General features: G+C 62.9%; 14 protein-coding genes. 9 read left to right on the plus strand and 5 right to left on the minus strand.

The window, feature by feature from the left end; genetic code table 11:
• Window positions 1–301: 301 nt before the first annotated feature.
• The 3 genes from KI243_RS31210 (at window position 302) to gshA (ending at window position 4,793) form a co-directional block, all read left to right on the plus strand.
• The gene (locus tag KI243_RS31210; RefSeq protein ID WP_017125405.1) at window positions 302–2,626 is read left to right on the plus strand and encodes a Tex family protein; all 2,325 of its coding nucleotides are present in this window, start codon (window positions 302–304) and stop codon (window positions 2,624–2,626) included.
• The gene (locus KI243_RS31215; RefSeq protein ID WP_017125406.1) at window positions 2,626–3,009 is read left to right on the plus strand and encodes a PaaI family thioesterase; all 384 of its coding nucleotides are present in this window, start codon (window positions 2,626–2,628) and stop codon (window positions 3,007–3,009) included. Before KI243_RS31210 ends, KI243_RS31215 begins: the two co-directional genes overlap by 1 nt.
• Window positions 3,010–3,209: 200 nt before the next feature.
• The gene (gshA, locus tag KI243_RS31220) at window positions 3,210–4,793 is read left to right on the plus strand and encodes a glutamate--cysteine ligase (protein WP_017125407.1); all 1,584 of its coding nucleotides are present in this window, start codon (window positions 3,210–3,212) and stop codon (window positions 4,791–4,793) included.
• A 161-nt stretch (window positions 4,794–4,954) separates the two neighbouring features.
• Here the strand turns inward: gshA and argA are convergent, their stop codons facing one another.
• Both argA and argE read right to left on the minus strand, forming a co-directional pair.
• The gene (gene argA, locus KI243_RS31225) at window positions 4,955–6,253 is read right to left on the minus strand and encodes an amino-acid N-acetyltransferase (protein ID WP_017125408.1); all 1,299 of its coding nucleotides are present in this window, start codon (window positions 6,251–6,253) and stop codon (window positions 4,955–4,957) included.
• A 139-nt stretch (window positions 6,254–6,392) separates the two neighbouring features.
• Entirely contained in the window at window positions 6,393–7,553 is a 1,161-nt protein-coding gene (gene argE / locus KI243_RS31230) for an acetylornithine deacetylase (protein WP_212810265.1), read from the minus strand.
• A gap of 319 nt (window positions 7,554–7,872) precedes the next feature.
• Between argE and KI243_RS31235 the strand changes: the two genes are divergently transcribed.
• The gene (locus KI243_RS31235; RefSeq protein ID WP_212810266.1) at window positions 7,873–9,240 is read left to right on the plus strand and encodes a CYTH domain-containing protein; all 1,368 of its coding nucleotides are present in this window, start codon (window positions 7,873–7,875) and stop codon (window positions 9,238–9,240) included.
• A gap of 235 nt (window positions 9,241–9,475) precedes the next feature.
• Entirely contained in the window at window positions 9,476–11,257 is a 1,782-nt protein-coding gene (locus tag KI243_RS31240) for a GspE/PulE family protein (protein WP_177087137.1), read from the plus strand.
• Window positions 11,258–11,299: 42 nt separating this feature from the next.
• On the opposite strand, the gene KI243_RS31245 is transcribed toward KI243_RS31240, so the two are convergent.
• Window positions 11,300–12,322 carry a hypothetical protein gene (locus tag KI243_RS31245; RefSeq protein ID WP_017125414.1) on the minus strand — a complete coding sequence of 341 codons (1,023 nt, stop codon included), beginning with the start codon at window positions 12,320–12,322 and terminating at the stop codon, window positions 11,300–11,302.
• 161 nt (window positions 12,323–12,483) lie between these two features.
• Between KI243_RS31245 and KI243_RS31250 the strand changes: the two genes are divergently transcribed.
• The 3 genes from KI243_RS31250 (at window position 12,484) to KI243_RS31260 (ending at window position 14,249) form a co-directional block, all read left to right on the plus strand.
• Window positions 12,484–13,404, plus strand: a complete 921-nt coding sequence (locus KI243_RS31250) for an SPFH domain-containing protein (RefSeq protein WP_017125415.1) — start codon at window positions 12,484–12,486, stop codon at window positions 13,402–13,404.
• A gap of 9 nt (window positions 13,405–13,413) precedes the next feature.
• Entirely contained in the window at window positions 13,414–13,863 is a 450-nt protein-coding gene (locus KI243_RS31255; protein WP_212810267.1) for an NfeD family protein, read from the plus strand.
• A gap of 68 nt (window positions 13,864–13,931) precedes the next feature.
• Entirely contained in the window at window positions 13,932–14,249 is a 318-nt protein-coding gene (locus KI243_RS31260) for a DUF2388 domain-containing protein (RefSeq protein ID WP_017125417.1), read from the plus strand.
• A gap of 70 nt (window positions 14,250–14,319) precedes the next feature.
• Here KI243_RS31260 and KI243_RS31265 read toward each other — a convergent pair whose 3' ends face one another.
• Complete coding sequence (locus KI243_RS31265; protein ID WP_017125418.1) at window positions 14,320–14,982, minus strand: TetR/AcrR family transcriptional regulator; 663 nt, start codon at window positions 14,980–14,982, stop codon at window positions 14,320–14,322.
• 144 nt (window positions 14,983–15,126) lie between these two features.
• Between KI243_RS31265 and KI243_RS31270 the strand changes: the two genes are divergently transcribed.
• A complete protein-coding gene (locus KI243_RS31270; RefSeq protein WP_177087143.1) occupies window positions 15,127–16,005 on the plus strand; it encodes a 2,4-diacetylphloroglucinol hydrolase in 879 nt (292 codons plus the stop codon).
• Window positions 16,006–16,053: 48 nt separating this feature from the next.
• On the opposite strand, the gene KI243_RS31275 is transcribed toward KI243_RS31270, so the two are convergent.
• A complete protein-coding gene (locus KI243_RS31275; RefSeq protein ID WP_103033105.1) occupies window positions 16,054–16,656 on the minus strand; it encodes a TetR/AcrR family transcriptional regulator in 603 nt (200 codons plus the stop codon).
• Window positions 16,657–16,851: the final 195 nt, after the last annotated feature.

Consider the following 16,851-nt stretch of genomic DNA (forward strand, 5'->3'; position numbering starts at 1 on the left):
GCCAGCGACCGTTATACGTATCCTGTGCATTGTTAGCAGATTTTTCCTCGACTACCAGCAAACGCTGTTTTATGCCTACACGCGCACAATCCCCCCAAGCCCGGAACGCTGGTTATAATGCCCCGCCTTCTGCGTCAGGCAACGTCTGATCATTGCTGTTCGATGCCATCTTTTTTTCAAAGGCTCACAGCAATGTGCTGATTTCACGGGTCACAAGGTGCGCCTTTTGATCCCAAACCAGGCTCGCCCGACAGGCCCAAAGGCCCGGCGTGCCTGATTTCACACTTTGTCAGGTGGTTTTATGGACAGCATCAACAGCCGCATCGCCGAAGAACTCGGCGTACGCCCACAACAGGTCGAAGCGGCCGTCGCTCTACTGGATGAAGGTTCTACCGTACCTTTCATCGCGCGCTACCGTAAGGAAGTGACCGGCAGCCTGGATGACACCCAGCTGCGGCACCTGGAAGAGCGCCTGCGCTACCTGCGAGAACTCGACGAGCGGCGCATCAGCATCCTCGCCAGCATCGAGGAGCAGGGCAAGCTGACCCCGGAACTCGCTCGCGACATCAAGCTCGCCGACACCAAGACCCGCCTCGAAGACTTGTACCTGCCTTATAAGCAGAAGCGCCGCACCAAGGGCCAGATCGCCCTGGAAGCCGGTCTCGGCGAGCTGGCGGACGGCCTGTTCAACGATCCGTCGCTGACCCCGGAAAGCGAAGCCGCGCGCTTCGTCAACGCGGAAAAAGGCGTCGCCGACACCAAGGCGGCCCTCGAAGGCGCCAAGTACATCCTGATGGAGCGCTTCGCCGAAGACGCCAGCCTGCTGGACAAGCTGCGCAACTACCTCAAGCAGGAAGCCACCCTCAGTGCCCGCGTGATCGCCGGCAAGGAAGAAGAAGGCGCCAAGTTCCGCGACTACTTCGAACACGACGAACCGCTCAAGAGCATGCCGTCGCACCGCGCCCTGGCGATTTTCCGTGGCCGCAACGAAGGCATCCTCAGCTCGGCACTGAAAGTCGGCGACGAACTGCCCGGCACCATGCATCCGTGCGAAGGCATGATCGGCCAGCAGTTCGGCATCCAGAACCAGAACCGCCCTGCCGACAAATGGCTCGGCGAAGTGGTGCGCTGGACCTGGAAGGTCAAGCTCTACACCCACCTGGAAACCGACCTGCTGGGCGAGTTGCGCGACGGCGCGGAAACCGAGGCGATCAACGTGTTCGCCCACAACCTGCATGACCTGCTGCTGGCCGCCCCGGCCGGCCCGCGCGCGACCCTGGGTCTGGACCCGGGCCTGCGTACCGGCTGCAAGGTCGCGGTGGTGGACGCCACCGGCAAGCTGCTGGACCACGCCACGGTCTACCCGCACGTGCCGCACAACAAGTGGGACCAGACCCTGGCCGTCCTCGCCGCGCTGTGCGCCAAGCACTCGGTGGACCTGATCGCCATCGGCAACGGCACCGCCAGCCGTGAAACCGACAAGCTGGCCGCCGAACTGATCAAGAAATACCCGGCCATGAAAATGACCAAGGTCATGGTCTCCGAGGCCGGCGCCTCGGTGTACTCGGCCTCGGAGCTGGCGTCCAAGGAGTTCCCGGACCTCGACGTATCGATCCGGGGCGCGGTGTCCATCGCCCGCCGCCTGCAGGACCCGCTGGCCGAACTGGTGAAGATCGATCCGAAATCCATCGGTGTCGGCCAGTACCAGCACGACGTGTCGCAGTTGAAACTGGCGCGCGGCCTGGACGCGGTGGTGGAAGACTGCGTGAACGCCGTCGGCGTCGACGTGAATACCGCCTCGGTGGCGCTGCTGGCACGGATCTCCGGCCTGAACACCACCCTGGCGCAGAACATCGTCAACCATCGCGACGAGAACGGTGCCTTCAAGACCCGCGCCGCCCTGAAGAAAGTCGCGCGCCTGGGCGAAAAGACCTTCGAGCAGGCCGCCGGCTTCCTTCGTGTGATGAACGGCGACAACCCGCTGGACTCGTCCGCCGTGCACCCGGAAGCCTATCCGCTGGTACAGCGCATCGCCGCCGAAACCGACCGTGATATCCGCTCGCTGATCGGCGACGCCAGCTTCCTCAAGCGCCTGGACCCGAAAAAGTACACCGACGAGACCTTCGGCCTGCCGACCGTCACCGATATCCTCCAGGAACTGGAGAAACCGGGTCGCGACCCACGTCCCGAGTTCAAGACCGCCGAGTTCCAGGACGGTGTCGAGGACCTCAAGGACCTCGAACTGGGGATGATCCTCGAAGGCGTGGTGACCAACGTGACCAACTTCGGTGCCTTCGTCGATATCGGCGTCCACCAGGACGGCCTGGTGCACATTTCGGCGCTGTCCGAGAAGTTCATCAAGGACCCGCGTGAAGCGGTGAAGGCCGGTGACGTGGTCAAGGTGAAAGTCATGGAAGTCGACATCCCGCGCAAACGCGTCGGCCTGTCGATGCGCATGAGCGATACCCCTGGCGAGAAGATCGACGGCGCCCGCGGCTCGCGTCCGGGCTCGGCCCCGCGCCAGTCGCAGAACAACGCCCCGCGCAAGGAAACCGTGGCCCCGGCACCGAGCAACAATGCCATGGCCTCGCTGTTCGCCAACGCCAAGCAGCTGAAGAAACGCTGATGGAAATCCCTGACGGCCTTACCCAGAGCGCCTTCAGCGAGCTGATCGGCTGCCGCCTGCAACGCCTCGACAGCGGCGTTGCGGAGGTGGCTCTGTCGCTGACTCCGCAACTGCGCAATCGCGGCAACGTGTTGCATGGCGGCGCGCTGTTCAGCCTGGTGGATATCACCATGGGCCTGGCCTGTTCGGCGACCCATGGCTTCGACCAGCGCAGCGTGACCATCGAGTGCAAGATCAACTACATGCGGGCGGTGGCCGAAGGCGATGTGCTGTGCATCGCCACCGTCATCCACCCCGGGCGCCGCACTCTGGTGGTCGAGGCCGAAGTGCGCCAGGGCGACAAACTTGTCGCGAAAGCACAAGGCACGTTCGCTGTTCTCTAGCTGTCCCGTCTCGATTTGGGTTAATTTCGGCACTGCGAATGCGGTGTCGGAATTTTCCGTCGGCATCACATCCGACTCAGGGACGAAGTATCGGCGTTTTCTGACATTTACCAGGCGACAACGCCAGTTCTCAACTTCACCCTTGTAGACCGTCTTGCCCACCCCCATATTGGGGCGACTGACGCGTGAAGGAATCCAACTTGAGCGAACTTCTCAACCGCCGCCTGGCTCTGCTCGGCGAGCGCGCCCACCTCTCCCTGCTCGAAGAGTGCCTGCACGGCATCGAGCGCGAATGCCTGCGCGTCACCGGCGAAGCCCGCCTGGCGCAGACACCGCATCCGGAAGAACTGGGTGCCGCACTGACCAACGAGCAAATCACCACGGACTACTCCGAGTCGCTGCTGGAGTTCATCACTCCGGCCCTGCCCGACCCGGCCGACACCCTGCAAAGCCTGGACAAGATCCATCGCTTTGCCTACAGCAAGCTCGGCAACGAGTACCTGTGGAGCCCGTCGATGCCCTGCCCGCTGCCAGCCGAGGAAGATATTCCGATCGCCTACTACGGCACCTCGAATATCGGCAAGCTCAAGTATGTGTACCGCCAGGGCCTGGCCCTGCGCTACGGCAAGACCATGCAGTGCATTGCCGGAATCCACTACAACTTCTCGCTGCCGGAAAAACTCTGGCCGGTGCTCAAGCAGGCCGAAGGTTTTGTCGGCACGGACCGCGACTACCAGTCGCTGGCCTATATCGCGCTGATCCGCAACTTCCGCCGCTACAGCTGGCTGCTGATGTACCTGTTCGGTGCTTCGCCGGCCCTGGACGCGGGTTTCCTGCGCGGTCGCTCGCATTCGCTGGAACAGTTCGACGCCGACACGCTGTACCTGCCCTACGCCACCAGCCTGCGCATGAGCGACCTGGGTTACCAGAGCAACGCCCAGGCCGGCCTGACGCCGTGCTACAACGACCTGAGCAGCTACACCGACAGCCTGCGCAAGGCGGTGGCGACGCCCTACGCGCCGTATGTCGAGATCGGCACGCACAAGGACGGTGAGTGGGTCCAGCTCAACACCAACATCCTGCAGATCGAAAACGAGTACTACTCCAACATCCGCCCGAAACGCGTGACCTACACCGGCGAGCGGCCTATCCAGGCGCTGATGGCCCGTGGCGTGCAGTATGTCGAGGCGCGCTGCCTGGACATCAACCCGTTCCTGCCGACCGGCATCGACCTGACCGAGGCGCGCTTCCTCGATGCGTTCCTGCTGTATTGCGCGCTGAACGACAGCCCGCTGTTCGAAAGCAACGAGTGCAACAATGCCACTTCGAACTTCCTCACCGTGGTGAAGGAAGGCCGGCGTCCGGGCCTGCAATTGCAGCGTCGGGGCCAGGCGGTGGACATGAAGGAATGGGCTACCGAATTGCTCGAGCAGATTGCTCCATTGTCGGCGTTGCTCGACCGCAGCCATGGCGGCGATGGTCACAGCAAGTCCCTGGACGAGCAAATGGCGAAGGTCCGCGATTCGTCCCTGACGCCGTCGGCCCAGGTGCTGGCGAGCATGACCCAGCACAAGGAAAGCTTTGCCCAGTTCTCCATGCGCCAGAGCCTGGCCCATGCCGAGTACTTCCGCAGCCAGCCGCTGGCCAAGGACGAACAGGCCGCCTTCGAAGAAAGCGCGCGCCAGTCGCTTGTCCAGCAACTGGAGCTGGAGCAGAACGAAGTGGGTGATTTCGACGTGTTTGTCGGGTCGTACCAGGCGAGCATCCTGTCGATCAGCAACTGAGGCGGCGCCTGTACTGACGCCTTCGCCGGCAAGCCGGCTCCCACAGAGACTTCAGTCGGCCACACATCCGTGGCCGACCCCGCATCCTTGTAGGAGCTGGCTTGCCAGCGAAGAGGCCCTGGAGCGCTCCAAAGCCCCGCAGACCCAACCGGCTCTGAAGCTCAGAGGGCCTTTTCGAAGATCTTCGAATTACGCTGGTAGTTGTACAACGACGCCCGCGCGCTCGGCAGGCGCTCGACGCTGCTCGGCACAAACCCGCGCTCACGGAACCAGTGGGCGGTACGGGTCGTCAGGACAAACAGGGTCTTCAGGCCCTGGGCCCGGGCCCGGGTCTCGATACGCTCCAGCAGTTCGTCCCCGCGCCCGCCATGACGGTACTCCGGGTTCACCGCCAGGCACGCCAGCTCACCAGCATCCGAATCGGCGATCTGGTACAGCGCCGCACAGGCGATGATCATCCCTTCACGCTCGACCACGCTGAACTGCTCGATCTCGCGCTCCAGCACTTCCCGCGAACGCCGCACCAGGATGCCCTGTTCTTCCAGCGGACTGATCAGGTCGAGCAGGCCGCCGACGTCTTCGATCGCCGCTTCGCGCACCAGCTCGAACTGCTCCTGGGCCACCAGCGTACCGCCACCGTCGCGGGTGAACAGTTCGGTCAACAGCGCGCCGTCTTCGGCATAACTGACGATATGGCTGCGAGCCACGCCGCCACGGCAGGCTTCGGCCGCCGCGTCGAGCAACTCGGCCTGGTAATCGCTGCCCAGGCGCTGCAGGTGCGCCGGCACCTGCTGTGGGCGCAACTCGCGGACCAGACGACCATGTTCATCGATCAGGCCGTGATCGGCGCCGAACAACAGGAGTTTTTCCGCCCCCAGGTCGATGGCGGCGCGGGTCGCGACGTCTTCGCAGGCAAGATTGAAGATTTCCCCGGTGGGCGAGTAGCCCAGCGGCGACAACAGCACGATGGAGCGTTCGTCCAAGAGGCGGTTGATGCCCCGGCGGTCGACCCGGCGCACCTCGCCGGTGTGGTGATAGTCGACCCCTTCCAGCACGCCGATCGGCCGCGCCGTCACCAGGTTGCCGCTGGCGACCCGCAACCGCGAACCCTGCATCGGCGAGGCGGCCATGTCCATGGACAGGCGCGCTTCAATGGCGATCCGCAGATAGCCGACCGCGTCGATCACGCACTCCAGGGTGGCGGCATCGGTAATGCGCATGCCGTGATGGTAATGCGGGGTCAGGCCACGGGCCGCCAGGCGGCTTTCGATCTGCGGGCGCGAACCGTGGACCAGCACCAGGCGCACGCCCAGGCTGTGGAGCAGCACCAGGTCATGGACGATATTGCCGAAGTTGGGGTGCTCGACACCGTCACCGGGCAGCATGACGACAAAGGTGCAATCGCGGTGGGCGTTGATATAGGGAGACGCATGGCGAAGCCAGTTTACGTATTCGGGCATGACCTGAACCTGTATAAAAAACAGCCAATAAAAAGTGGGTGCAACATGAAAACGCACAACGGGCTGTTGGTTATCGTCGGAACAGGCTTGGCGACACGCGGGCTCTCCTTAATCGGTAACGGATGGTCTGGCCTGGCATTTAACGCAAGGTCGGGGCCGGGCTCAAGCAATAATGTTCAATCAGTTCACGCAGTAACGCCACGGTAGGCTGCAAACGTGACATTTCGAGGTATTCCCCCGGTTGATGCGCACACGCGATATCGCCAGGGCCGAGTACCAGGGTCTCGCAGCCAAGGCGCTGAAGATAAGGCGCTTCGGTGCCAAACGCCACTGCTTGTGCACGATGGCCGGTGAGTTTTTCGGCGATGCGCACCAGTTCGGCATCCGCCACCTGTTCGAAGGGCGGCACCTCGGGGAACAACGGCGCATAGTCGATCCGGACCTGGTGCAGTTCCGCCAGGGGTTCGAGCTTGGCGCGGATCGCCGCGCGCAGCACGCCCGGGTCCATGCCAGGCAGCGGCCGCAGGTCGAACTCCAGGGAACATTGGCCGCAGATGCGGTTAGGGTTGTCGCCGCCATGGATACAGCCGAAGTTCAGGGTCGGCTGCGGCACGCTGAACTGCGGGTTGTTGTACTCACGCTGCCACTGCCAGCGCAGGCCCTTGAGCTCGCCGATCGCATCGTGCATGGCTTCGAGGGCGCTGTGCCCCAGGCTTGGATCCGACGAATGGCCACTGCGCCCGAGGATTTCGATGCGCTCCATCATCACGCCCTTGTGCAGGCGGATCGGCTTGAGCCCGGTCGGCTCGCCGATCACCGCCGCGCGCCCCAGCGGCCGCCCGGCCTCGGCCAGCGCGCGGGCACCGGACATCGAGCTTTCCTCGTCGCAGGTGGCCAGGATCAGCAACGGCTGCTTGAACGGCTGGTCGAGCAACGGCTTGACCGCCTCGATGGCCAGGGCAAAAAAGCCCTTCATGTCGCAACTGCCCAGGCCGACCCAGCGGCCGTCGACCTCGGTCAGTTTCAGCGGGTCGGTCTGCCACAACGCCTCGTCGAACGGCACGGTATCGCTGTGCCCGGCCAGCACCAGCCCGCCGGGACCGCTGCCGAAGCTGGCCAGCAGATTGAATTTTCCGGGGCTGACCGGCTGGATATCGCAGCTGAAGCCCAGGTCGCCGAGCCATCCCGCCAGCAGGTCGATCACCGGCCGGTTACTCTGGTTCAGGTTCGGCTGGGTACAACTGACGGAGGGAACTGCGATCAGGGCAGCGAATTGATCTTTCATCGACGGCAAAAGCATACACTTGCTCCTTGTTCACAGGACGGCCCCTGCTGCACGCCTCCAGACCTCACGCCATCCTGTGGGAGCCCGGCTTGCCGGCGACGACGTCTTCAAGGACAACGCATGGCATGACGGCCTCATCGCCGGCAAGTCGGACTCCTGCAAGGATCGCGTGGATTTCGAAATCGATCGGCATCCGGGCGATGCCCCATCATAGAGCCATCCAACGCCCGGAATAAACCGCCGCGACGCGTGCGACCCGCTTGTCCTGTACACTGCACGGCCTAGGCAGCCACCCTTTTCCCCGGCTGCGCTCCCGATCCTGGATTTTCCGGCCATGCAGAAAGAAACCGAAATCAAACTCCGCGTCAGCCGCGAAACCCTCGCCGCCTTGCGCGAGCACCCGCTTTTGAAGAAGCGCAACAAAAGTGGCTGGGAACGTCGCGAGCTGACGAATCAGTATTTCGACACCCCCGAGCGCGACCTGGCCAAGGCCAAGGTCGCCCTGCGCCTGCGCCGTGACGGCGAAGAAGTGATCCAGACCCTCAAGACCCGCGGCCAGAGCGTCGCCGGTCTGTCGGAACGCAACGAGTACGACTGGCACCTGCCCAAGGCCAAGCTCGATGTGAAGAAGCTCGACGGCGAATGCTGGCCAGTAGCACTGGCCGAGCTGGACAAGAAGACCCTGAAGCCGATCTTCACCACCGATTTCGTCCGCGAACGGGCAGAAATCGCCTGGGGGCGCGGCAAGTCCAAGGTGGTGATCGAAGCCGCTCTGGACCTGGGCTTCGTTGTCGCCGGCAAGCAGAAGGAAGAAATCTGCGAGCTGGAACTGGAATTGCGCGAAGGCGAGCCGGCCGCCCTGCTGGAACTGGCTGCCGAGCTGGCCGAGAAGCTGGCACTGATGCCCTGCGACATCAGCAAGGCCGAGCGCGGCTATCGCCTGTTCGACGCCAACAGCTACTCCCTGAGCCTGCCGGCCCCGCAACTGACCGCCGAGATGCCGCTGGACGACGCCTTCGCCGCCCTGGCCTGGCATTTGCTCGGCAGCAGCCAGCGACTGGCCGAGCAATACCGCTTCAACGGCCACTGGCGCCTGCTGCAGGATTGGGTCGCGCAACTGATCGAATTGCGCGCCCTGGTCGGCAGCCTCGGCCAGGCCGCGCCACGGCAGGCGACCAGCGAGCTGCGCAGTGCCCTGGATGCGCTGCTTGAAGACTGGCGTCCGTTGCTCAACGCCGGTGCGGAAGACGAAGACGTGCGCAAGGCCGCGCCGGAACAGTTCCTCGAGGAGCTGGAAGACGTGCGCTGGGGCCTGTTCTCCCTGAACACCTCGCGCTGGTTGCTGGCCCGTAGCTGGGCGGCCGACCGTACCACCCGCGGCAACCGCCAGGGCGCGGCGCAGTTGCAGAACTGGCTGCCACGCCTGCTGGCCGAGGAAGCCACTTCGTTGCAACTGGGACGCTACCAGCAGCAACCGGAAGACCTCGCCGAGCAACTGCCGCGCATCGAGCGGATCCAGGCCTGGCTGCACCTGGCTCGTGGCGTGCTGGACCTGCCGGACCTGGATCGCCTGTTCGGTGAACTGAACAAGCTGGCCCAGCTGGCGGAACTGGATATCAGCGAAGAAGTCCTGGAAGCACGGGTGCAGCAGGCGCTGACGGTGTTCCAGAGCCGTGCCTGGAAGACCTTGCTGCGCCTGTAACCTCGCAACCGGTACAAGCCAGGCTCGCTGCAGGAGCCTGGCTTGCCAGCGAAGCTTTTAGCGGTCTTGCAACCCGCTTCGCCGGCAAACCAGGCCCCCATTGAAAAAAATCGCAACCTTTGTCTTGGTATCGGACCAAACGTCAGGCAGCCTCGCGACTATTCTTTGCAATCCAGGGTCAGACAGGGACTACGTCTGAATCAATGGTTGCAAGACCGCCTGAATAGGAGCCCGCATGCCCGTCGCCCCACTCTCCCAGGACCGCTGGCTGGATCTCAACGAGCTGCTGCGCGAACTGGTCGCCCAGGGTTTTATCAGCCAGGACTCGGCCGAGCACGCCCTGACCATCCGGCGCAACGCGCAGAACAGCCAGTTGCATCCGCTGGAATTCATCGCCAGCCAGCACCTGCCCGACCAGAGCCGCCCCGGCAAGCCGCTGGAGCTCGAGAACCTGACCTTGTGGCTGGCGCAACAGGTCGGCCAGCCATACCTGCGCATCGATCCGCTGAAAATCAACGTCGCCGCGATCATGCCGCTGATGTCCTATGCCTTTGCCCAGCGCCACAAGATCCTCGCCGTCGCGGTGGATCACGACGGCGTGACCATCGCCAGCGCCCAGCCCCACGTAAAGGCCTGGGAAGCCGACCTGAGCCATGTGCTCAAGCTGCCGATCAAGCGGGTAGTCGCCAACCCGGTGGATATCCAGCGCTACACCGTGGAATTCTTCCGCCTGGCGAAGTCGGTCAGCGGCGCCAACATGGTCGACCAGAAAGGCCATAACCTGGGCAACTTCGAGCAACTGCTGAACCTCGGCGCCAGCGACCAGGAACCGGACGCCAACGACGCGCATATCGTCAATATCGTCGACTGGCTGTTCCAGTACGCGTTCCAGCAACGGGCCAGCGATATCCATATCGAGCCGCGGCGCGAGCAGGGCACGGTGCGTTTTCGCATCGACGGTGTACTGCACAACGTCTACCAGTTCCCGCCCCAGGTGACCATGGCGATTGTCAGCCGCCTCAAGAGCCTGGGTCGGATGAATGTCGCGGAAAAACGCAAACCCCAGGACGGCCGGGTCAAGACCAAGACCCCGGACGGCGGCGAAGTGGAATTGCGCCTGTCGACCCTGCCGACCGCGTTCGGCGAGAAGATGGTCATGCGCATCTTCGATCCGGAAGTGCTGCTCAAGGATTTCGACCAGCTCGGCTTCTCCGCCGAAGACCTGCGCCGCTGGCAGGACATGACCCGCCAGCCCAACGGCATCATCCTGGTGACCGGGCCCACCGGCTCGGGCAAGACCACCACGCTGTACACCACGCTGAAAAAGCTGGCGACTCCGGAGGTCAACCTCTGCACCATCGAAGACCCGATCGAGATGGTCGAGCCGGCCTTCAACCAGATGCAGGTCCAGCACAATATCGACCTGACCTTCGCCAGCGGCGTACGCGCCCTGATGCGCCAGGACCCGGACATCATCATGATCGGCGAGATCCGCGATCTGGAAACCGCCGAGATGGCGATCCAGGCGGCGCTGACCGGGCACCTGGTGCTCTCGACCCTACACACCAACGACGCGCCGAGCGCCATCAGCCGTTTGCTGGAACTGGGTGTACCGCATTACCTGATCAAGGCCACGGTGCTCGGCGTCATGGCCCAGCGCCTGGTGCGCACCCTGTGCCCACACTGCAAGGCACCGCAGAGCCTGTCCGAGGAAGACTGGCAGACCCTGACCCGGCCCTGGCAGGCACCGCTGCCCACCGGCGCGCAGCGCGCCATCGGCTGCCTGGAGTGCCGCGATACCGGTTATCGCGGGCGAGCCGGGGTCTACGAGATCATGTTGCTCAGCGACAGCGTGAAGGCGCTAATCCATGCCGATACCGACCTGCTGGCGGTGCGCCGCCAGGCGTTCATGGAAGGCATGCGCAGCTTGCGCCTGTCCGGCGCGCAGAAGGTCGCGGCGGGGCTGACCACCATCGAGGAAGTGCTGCGGGTCACGCCTCAGAGCGAACAGCGCTGAACGTGCCGCGACCAGTGTCCGGGCCCGTCCGGCAGGCGTTCATTACGGGGTGATCTCCAACCAGTCGATCACCCCGACCTCGGCATTGGCCTTGATGCTCACCGAGTCCTCATTGCCACGACGCTGGAGGATCGAACGGCCCAGGCTGACCTTTTCTCCCGTGCGCAGATTGACGGCATCCTGCGCCCTGGAAGGGCTGAACAACCAGGCGCCGCCGGCATCGCCCCTTACCCGCGTGCCCGCCACGTAGCGCCAGTCCCCCAGCGTGGCGGACTGGGCCAGTTGGCCCTGCCAGGCCAGCGGCTGGCGCTGCGCATCGAGCATCATGCGCAGCGCCGCCAGTTGCAGGCCGTCGAGGTCGATGCTCAGGTTGTCGGCGTCCTCGGCCCGCAGCATCCAACCCGACCTGTCGCCAGAGACCACCGTGCCCACCGGCCAGTCCACCCCGGCCACACCCATCCCGGGGACCAGGCCACACTCTTTGAAATGCCAGCGACTTGGCCGGAACCTGTCGTCGGCTGCATGCCCGAAGACCACCCAGGCACTTGCGGCACAGGACCAGCCCTGCACCATCCGGTCATGCTCGAGACGTACACGGGCGTTGTCGGAGCCCCAGGAAAAATCCAGCGCCACCACCGGCAACCCGAGGACATCGAGGGCACCGGGCAATTCGATTGACGTCAGGCTTTGCAGGCCGTGCGCCTGGGGCTGCCCCTGCCAGTCCAGCGCCTCCAAGGTACCGATATGCGCCTGGCTGCCCGCCGGAAAATGCAGTTCGCCCAACTGCAGATCAGCTTGCAGGCGAGGGTTCAGTGCCTGCCGTTGCGATTCGGCTTCCTCGTCGATCCGCTGGAAATCCCGCCACATCAGCCCGCCCAGTCCGGCAAACACCAGGGCGACCAGTATCAGCACTGCGTAACGCCGGGGGTTGCGCCGCAGGTGATCGCGCGTCGGCGCGAACAGCGAGGCCACCAGCACCCACAGCAACCCGGCGGCACTGAGCGCCGCCAGCGCGATCAGCAGGAAAACCAGGAAAATGACGGAGGGATCGGGACCGAAGATCATCGAAACCAGGCGCTCACAGGATGCGACAGTGAAAGGACCGCCAAATTAGCATGGCCCGACCTCTACACTTGAATACAAATGAAACACTTATCTTCAACCAGGCTCGCTACAATCATTCCACTATCGCCACCTCGATAAACACTTGAACACAGGGAACCGTCATGCAAATCGGTAGCGTGCTTCTGCTTTTCGTCGGCCTGGCCATTGCCATCGTCTTCATGGGCTTCAAGGTCGTACCCCAGGGGTATCAGTGGACGGTGGAACGCTTCGGCCGCTACACCACCACCCTCAAGCCCGGCCTGAACATCATCGTCCCGGTCATGGACCGTATCGGGCGCAAGATCAACGTGATGGAAAGCGTGCTGGATATCCCGCCCCAGGAAGTCATCACGTCCGACAACGCCACCGTGCAGATCGACGCGGTGTGTTTCTTCCAGGTGGTCAATACGGCCCAGGCGGCCTACGAGGTGAACAACCTCGAACACGCCATCCGTAACCTGCTGCAGACCAACATCCGCACCGTGCTCGGCTCCATGGAGCTCGATGCCATGCTCGGCCAGCGCGACACCATCAACGAGAAACTGCTGCGCACCGTCGATGAAGCCACCGCACCGTGGGGCATCAAGATCACCCGGATCGAAATCAAGGACATCAGCCCGCCCGCCGACCTGATGGCGGCAATGTCCGGGCAGATGAAGGCCGAACGGGTCAAGCGCGCGCAGATCCTCGAGGCCGAAGGCCTGCGGGCGTCGGCGATCCTGACCGCCGAAGGCAAGAAGCAGGCGCAGATCCTCGAAGCCGAAGGTAATCGCCAGGCCGCCTTCCTCGAATCCGAGGCCCGCGAACGGGAAGCCGAGGCCGAGGCCCGGGCGACCCAGGTGGTGTCCGAGGCGATCGCCAACGGCAACGTGCAGGCGGTCAACTACTTCGTCGCGCAGAAATACATCGATGCCCTCGGCAAGCTGGCCTCGGCCAACAACAGCAAGGTGATCCTGATGCCGCTCGAAGCCAGCCAGGTCATCGGCGCGGTCGGCGGCATCGGCGAAATCGTCAAGGCCACTTTCGACGGCAAGAAGGCCTGAGGCACCGCCATGTGGGAATTCCTGCAACACCTGTCCTTCTGGGACTGGCTGGCCCTCGGCACGATCCTGCTGATACTCGAAGTGTTCGGCGCCGGCGGCTACCTGCTGTGGGTCGGCATTGCCGCGGCAGCGGTCGGCGTGTTGACCTTCGTGATTCCCGGCCTGCCGTGGACCGTGCAATTCCTGTTGTTCGGCCTGCTCTCGGTGCTGACGGCGGTGTACTGGTGGAAACGCCAGCGCAGCGCCGCCAGCGTCAGCGACCAGCCGGGCCTCAACGAACGCGGCCATGAGCTGATCGGCAAGACCTTCGTGGTACACGCGGCGATCAGCAACGGTCGCGGCAAGGTCAAGGTCGGCGATGGCGTATGGATGGTCACCGGCCCCGACGCCGAGGTCGGTGTACGGGTCCGGGTGGTCGGCCAGAACGGCACGATCCTGCAGGTCGAAACCGTTGAATGAAGACGATGGAACTCCGCATCGATAACCGCAATCCAACGGTTCATATACCCCCATGCGGAGTCACCACCATGCGTCTCAAATATGCTGTCGCCACCCTGGCATTGCTGTCCATCCCCGTTGGCTCGGCCATGGCCGACGGTTTCTGGCGCAACGTCATTTCGTCCGGTGCCACCACCGGCTCGACCTATCTGACCTTCAAGGACCACAAGCTGATCGTCGCCGCCCAGGACGATGCCGGCAGCTTTGTTGCCAGCGACGGCAATATCCGCGGCCCTTATCTGGAAGCCGCCATGCAGAAAGTGCGTGCCGATAATCCGGACCTGAAAGCAAGCGACATGGAACTGGCCAACGCGATCCTGGCGAAGAACGCACTGGCAGACGAATGATCGACAGCTCGTCGAACTGAATGATGAAAACGCCGACAGCCTGTCGGCGTTTTTCGTTTCTGCCACTCCGTTATTGCGCCGCTACCGCCTTCAGCCCCGCCAGGGCGTAAGTCATCATGTGCTCGATCAGCGCCTGGGGCTCGATATCCAGGCCCGGCAACACGTTCTGGCTCAGGGTCTCATGGGCCAGCAGCAGGAACAGGCAAGGGGCGAATACCCCCAGCGCACAGCGCAACGTGGTCGGGTGGTCGTCCGGCAGGTTCATGATCTGCCCGAGGATGCCACGGAAGATCTTCGCCTTGGGATACGCCTGCTGTTCCAGCACCGAGGGCAACAGGCTCGAGGGCGACAGCAGTTCCCGACTGAGGACCTTGAGGGCCCAGGCCTCGCGATGATCCTGCAGGCGCTCCACCAGCACCGTGATGATCAACCGCAACTTGTCCTCGGCAGGTGCCGGGCTCTGGCTCAGGCTGAGCAGGGTATCGATGCGCAGCAGGCGATCATGGGCCTCCAGCAGGACGGCCCGGTACAGGCCGTCCTTGTTCTCGAAGTGATAGTTGACCGAGGCGGCATTCGACCTGGAGTTTTCACAGACCTGCTTGCTGGTGGTATTGGCGTATCCCAGCTGCGCGAACAACTGACCCGCCGTTTCCAGGATCTGCTGGCGGGTCGCCTGGCCATCCTGGCGCTGGGCACGTTGAGAGGCGGTCTGGTTGGGACCGGACACGGGCATGGGATTCCTCACTAGATCAAATTCAAATTTGACTTTTATTTATACACGGCTTAGTTTCAAATCAACCACTCCCCTCGACAGGCGTGGACGCTGCCGACAGATGCTGTCAGGTCCACAGCCGTTTAGCCAAAGGAAATTACCGCAATGGATGCGCGCGTCATGACCCCGTTCACCTACTTCTCCCTGCCGATGCAGAAGCTGTTCCTGCGCAACCGCGAGGCGATCAAGGACAAGCCCTACGCCAGGTATTTCAGCGGGCACATGCAGGTTCCACTGTCTGCCGTGCGCGGGATCCAGCAAGGACCACTGGCTCCGGAACAGACGCTGACGCCGGGTATCGAGGATATCAATCGTCTGCTGGAAGCGGATTTCGTCAGCGCCGAGTCGGGTTATGCCCTGCTGCCCGGGCCCATGGCCTACGTCCAGAGCCGCAAGTTCTTTCCCGGCTGCACCGCCGAGATGTTCAAGTGGTGGTTCATGTGGCATCCGCTTGAGGCCGAGCGCTATACCCTGTGGTTTCCCTATGCCCATGTCAGCAATCCCTGCGTCAATCACGAACGGCTCAAGGACACTTCCCTGAGTTTCGAAGAGCGCTTGTACGGCAATACCTTCTGCGCCTCGGAATATGTCGGCGATCGCCTGATGCACCTGCATATCCACTTCCAGGAACCGGAGAAACTGGGCCTGCGCACCGAGCTGTACCGGGATGCGAAGATCGACGGCAGCGTCAGCGCGCTGATGAGCCTCGCCGAACAACCGGATGTGCCGGTGTCGCTGATGGTCCACCTGTTCAAGCAGACCCCGGATGGCCTCTACCTGACCAGCCGCTACTGGGTCGGCAGCCATCCGTCGATGGCGCGTTTCCCCGGTGCCGAACGCGCCGCGGCGCTGCTACAGGCCAACGGCCTGGGTGAGGCGGAGCTGGAGACCCTGGCCTACGAGTTCGCCGTCCACGACCTGTGCGAATTCAACCACCTGGCCAGTTTCCTGCCGGATCTGTACCGGGAATTCAGCGCCAGCTGAATCACCGGGCAAGGCATTCCGCCCGGCGGGCGGAATGACCTCCAGGCCTCAGCGTTGCCCCGCCGGACACACACCGTTTATCAGAAGCGTCGTAAATTCCCCGATATCCTGTTCCGCTGTCAGTTGCTCGGTCAGCAGGCGATACCAGCAAAAACCGAAGATCATATCGAGCAGCAATTCGCGATTGGTGTCCTTTGGCAGTTCACCATTACTGATGGCATTTTCCACCAGCTTCTTCGGCATCTCCCGCCGCCGTTCCATGAACTGGTCCTTGAGCTGGACCAGGGTGACCGGATCCAGCTGGGCCTCCGCGATGACACAGCGAAAAGCCTCGCCACAAATCGTCTCACGCCATACCTTCCAGAGATTGTGCAGCAAAAAGTCGAGATCTGCCTTGAAAGAGCCGAGATCAGGAAACTTCCTCACCTGCTCGCTTTCATTCTCGTAAACCTCGGCGATCAACGCCGCCTTGTTGTTCCACCAACGGTAGATCGTCGGCTTGCTGGCACCCGCCCGTCGGGCGACCGACTCGATACTGAGTCCCGAATAACCGCATTCCTTGAGAATCTCGATCGTCGAACTGAGGATGGCCTTGTGGGTGTGGGGGCTTCGTAGGGAACCGATGGAGCTGCGAGAGGGTGTACGAGCCACGGTGAAATCTCCAGGCAGGGTGCTTGACAAAAGCAACGCAAGGTATAGGATTCCCTCGAAATGAAATGAAACGGTCCGTTTCGTTTCATTTCGATGAAACTATGAACGACTGACTTAGATCAATCTGTTTTCCGATTTTCTCATTAGCGTGCAGGAAACAAAGCCTTCTGCTCAGGGCATCCCCCATCAGTCGGC

It is taken from the genome of Pseudomonas sp. Ost2 (genome assembly GCF_018326065.1).
Classification (GTDB): Bacteria; Pseudomonadota; Gammaproteobacteria; order Pseudomonadales; family Pseudomonadaceae; genus Aquipseudomonas; species Aquipseudomonas gingeri.

Excerpts from the sequence above, each read along its gene's own strand:
- KI243_RS31255 (WP_212810267.1), top strand. The coding sequence starts at position 13,414 with ATGTGGGAATTCCTGCAACACCTGTCCTTCTGGGACTGGCTGGCCCTC.
- argA (WP_017125408.1), bottom strand. The coding sequence starts at position 6,253 with ATGCCCGAATACGTAAACTGGCTTCGCCATGCGTCTCCCTATATCAAC.
- KI243_RS31215 (WP_017125406.1), top strand. The coding sequence starts at position 2,626 with ATGGAAATCCCTGACGGCCTTACCCAGAGCGCCTTCAGCGAGCTGATC.
- argE (WP_212810265.1), bottom strand. The coding sequence starts at position 7,553 with ATGCTTTTGCCGTCGATGAAAGATCAATTCGCTGCCCTGATCGCAGTT.
- KI243_RS31245 (WP_017125414.1), bottom strand. The coding sequence starts at position 12,322 with ATGATCTTCGGTCCCGATCCCTCCGTCATTTTCCTGGTTTTCCTGCTG.
- KI243_RS31210 (WP_017125405.1), top strand. The coding sequence starts at position 302 with ATGGACAGCATCAACAGCCGCATCGCCGAAGAACTCGGCGTACGCCCA.
- KI243_RS31235 (WP_212810266.1), top strand. The coding sequence starts at position 7,873 with ATGCAGAAAGAAACCGAAATCAAACTCCGCGTCAGCCGCGAAACCCTC.
- KI243_RS31250 (WP_017125415.1), top strand. The coding sequence starts at position 12,484 with ATGCAAATCGGTAGCGTGCTTCTGCTTTTCGTCGGCCTGGCCATTGCC.
- KI243_RS31260 (WP_017125417.1), top strand. The coding sequence starts at position 13,932 with ATGCGTCTCAAATATGCTGTCGCCACCCTGGCATTGCTGTCCATCCCC.
- KI243_RS31240 (WP_177087137.1), top strand. The coding sequence starts at position 9,476 with ATGCCCGTCGCCCCACTCTCCCAGGACCGCTGGCTGGATCTCAACGAG.
- KI243_RS31265 (WP_017125418.1), bottom strand. The coding sequence starts at position 14,982 with ATGCCCGTGTCCGGTCCCAACCAGACCGCCTCTCAACGTGCCCAGCGC.
- KI243_RS31270 (WP_177087143.1), top strand. The coding sequence starts at position 15,127 with ATGGATGCGCGCGTCATGACCCCGTTCACCTACTTCTCCCTGCCGATG.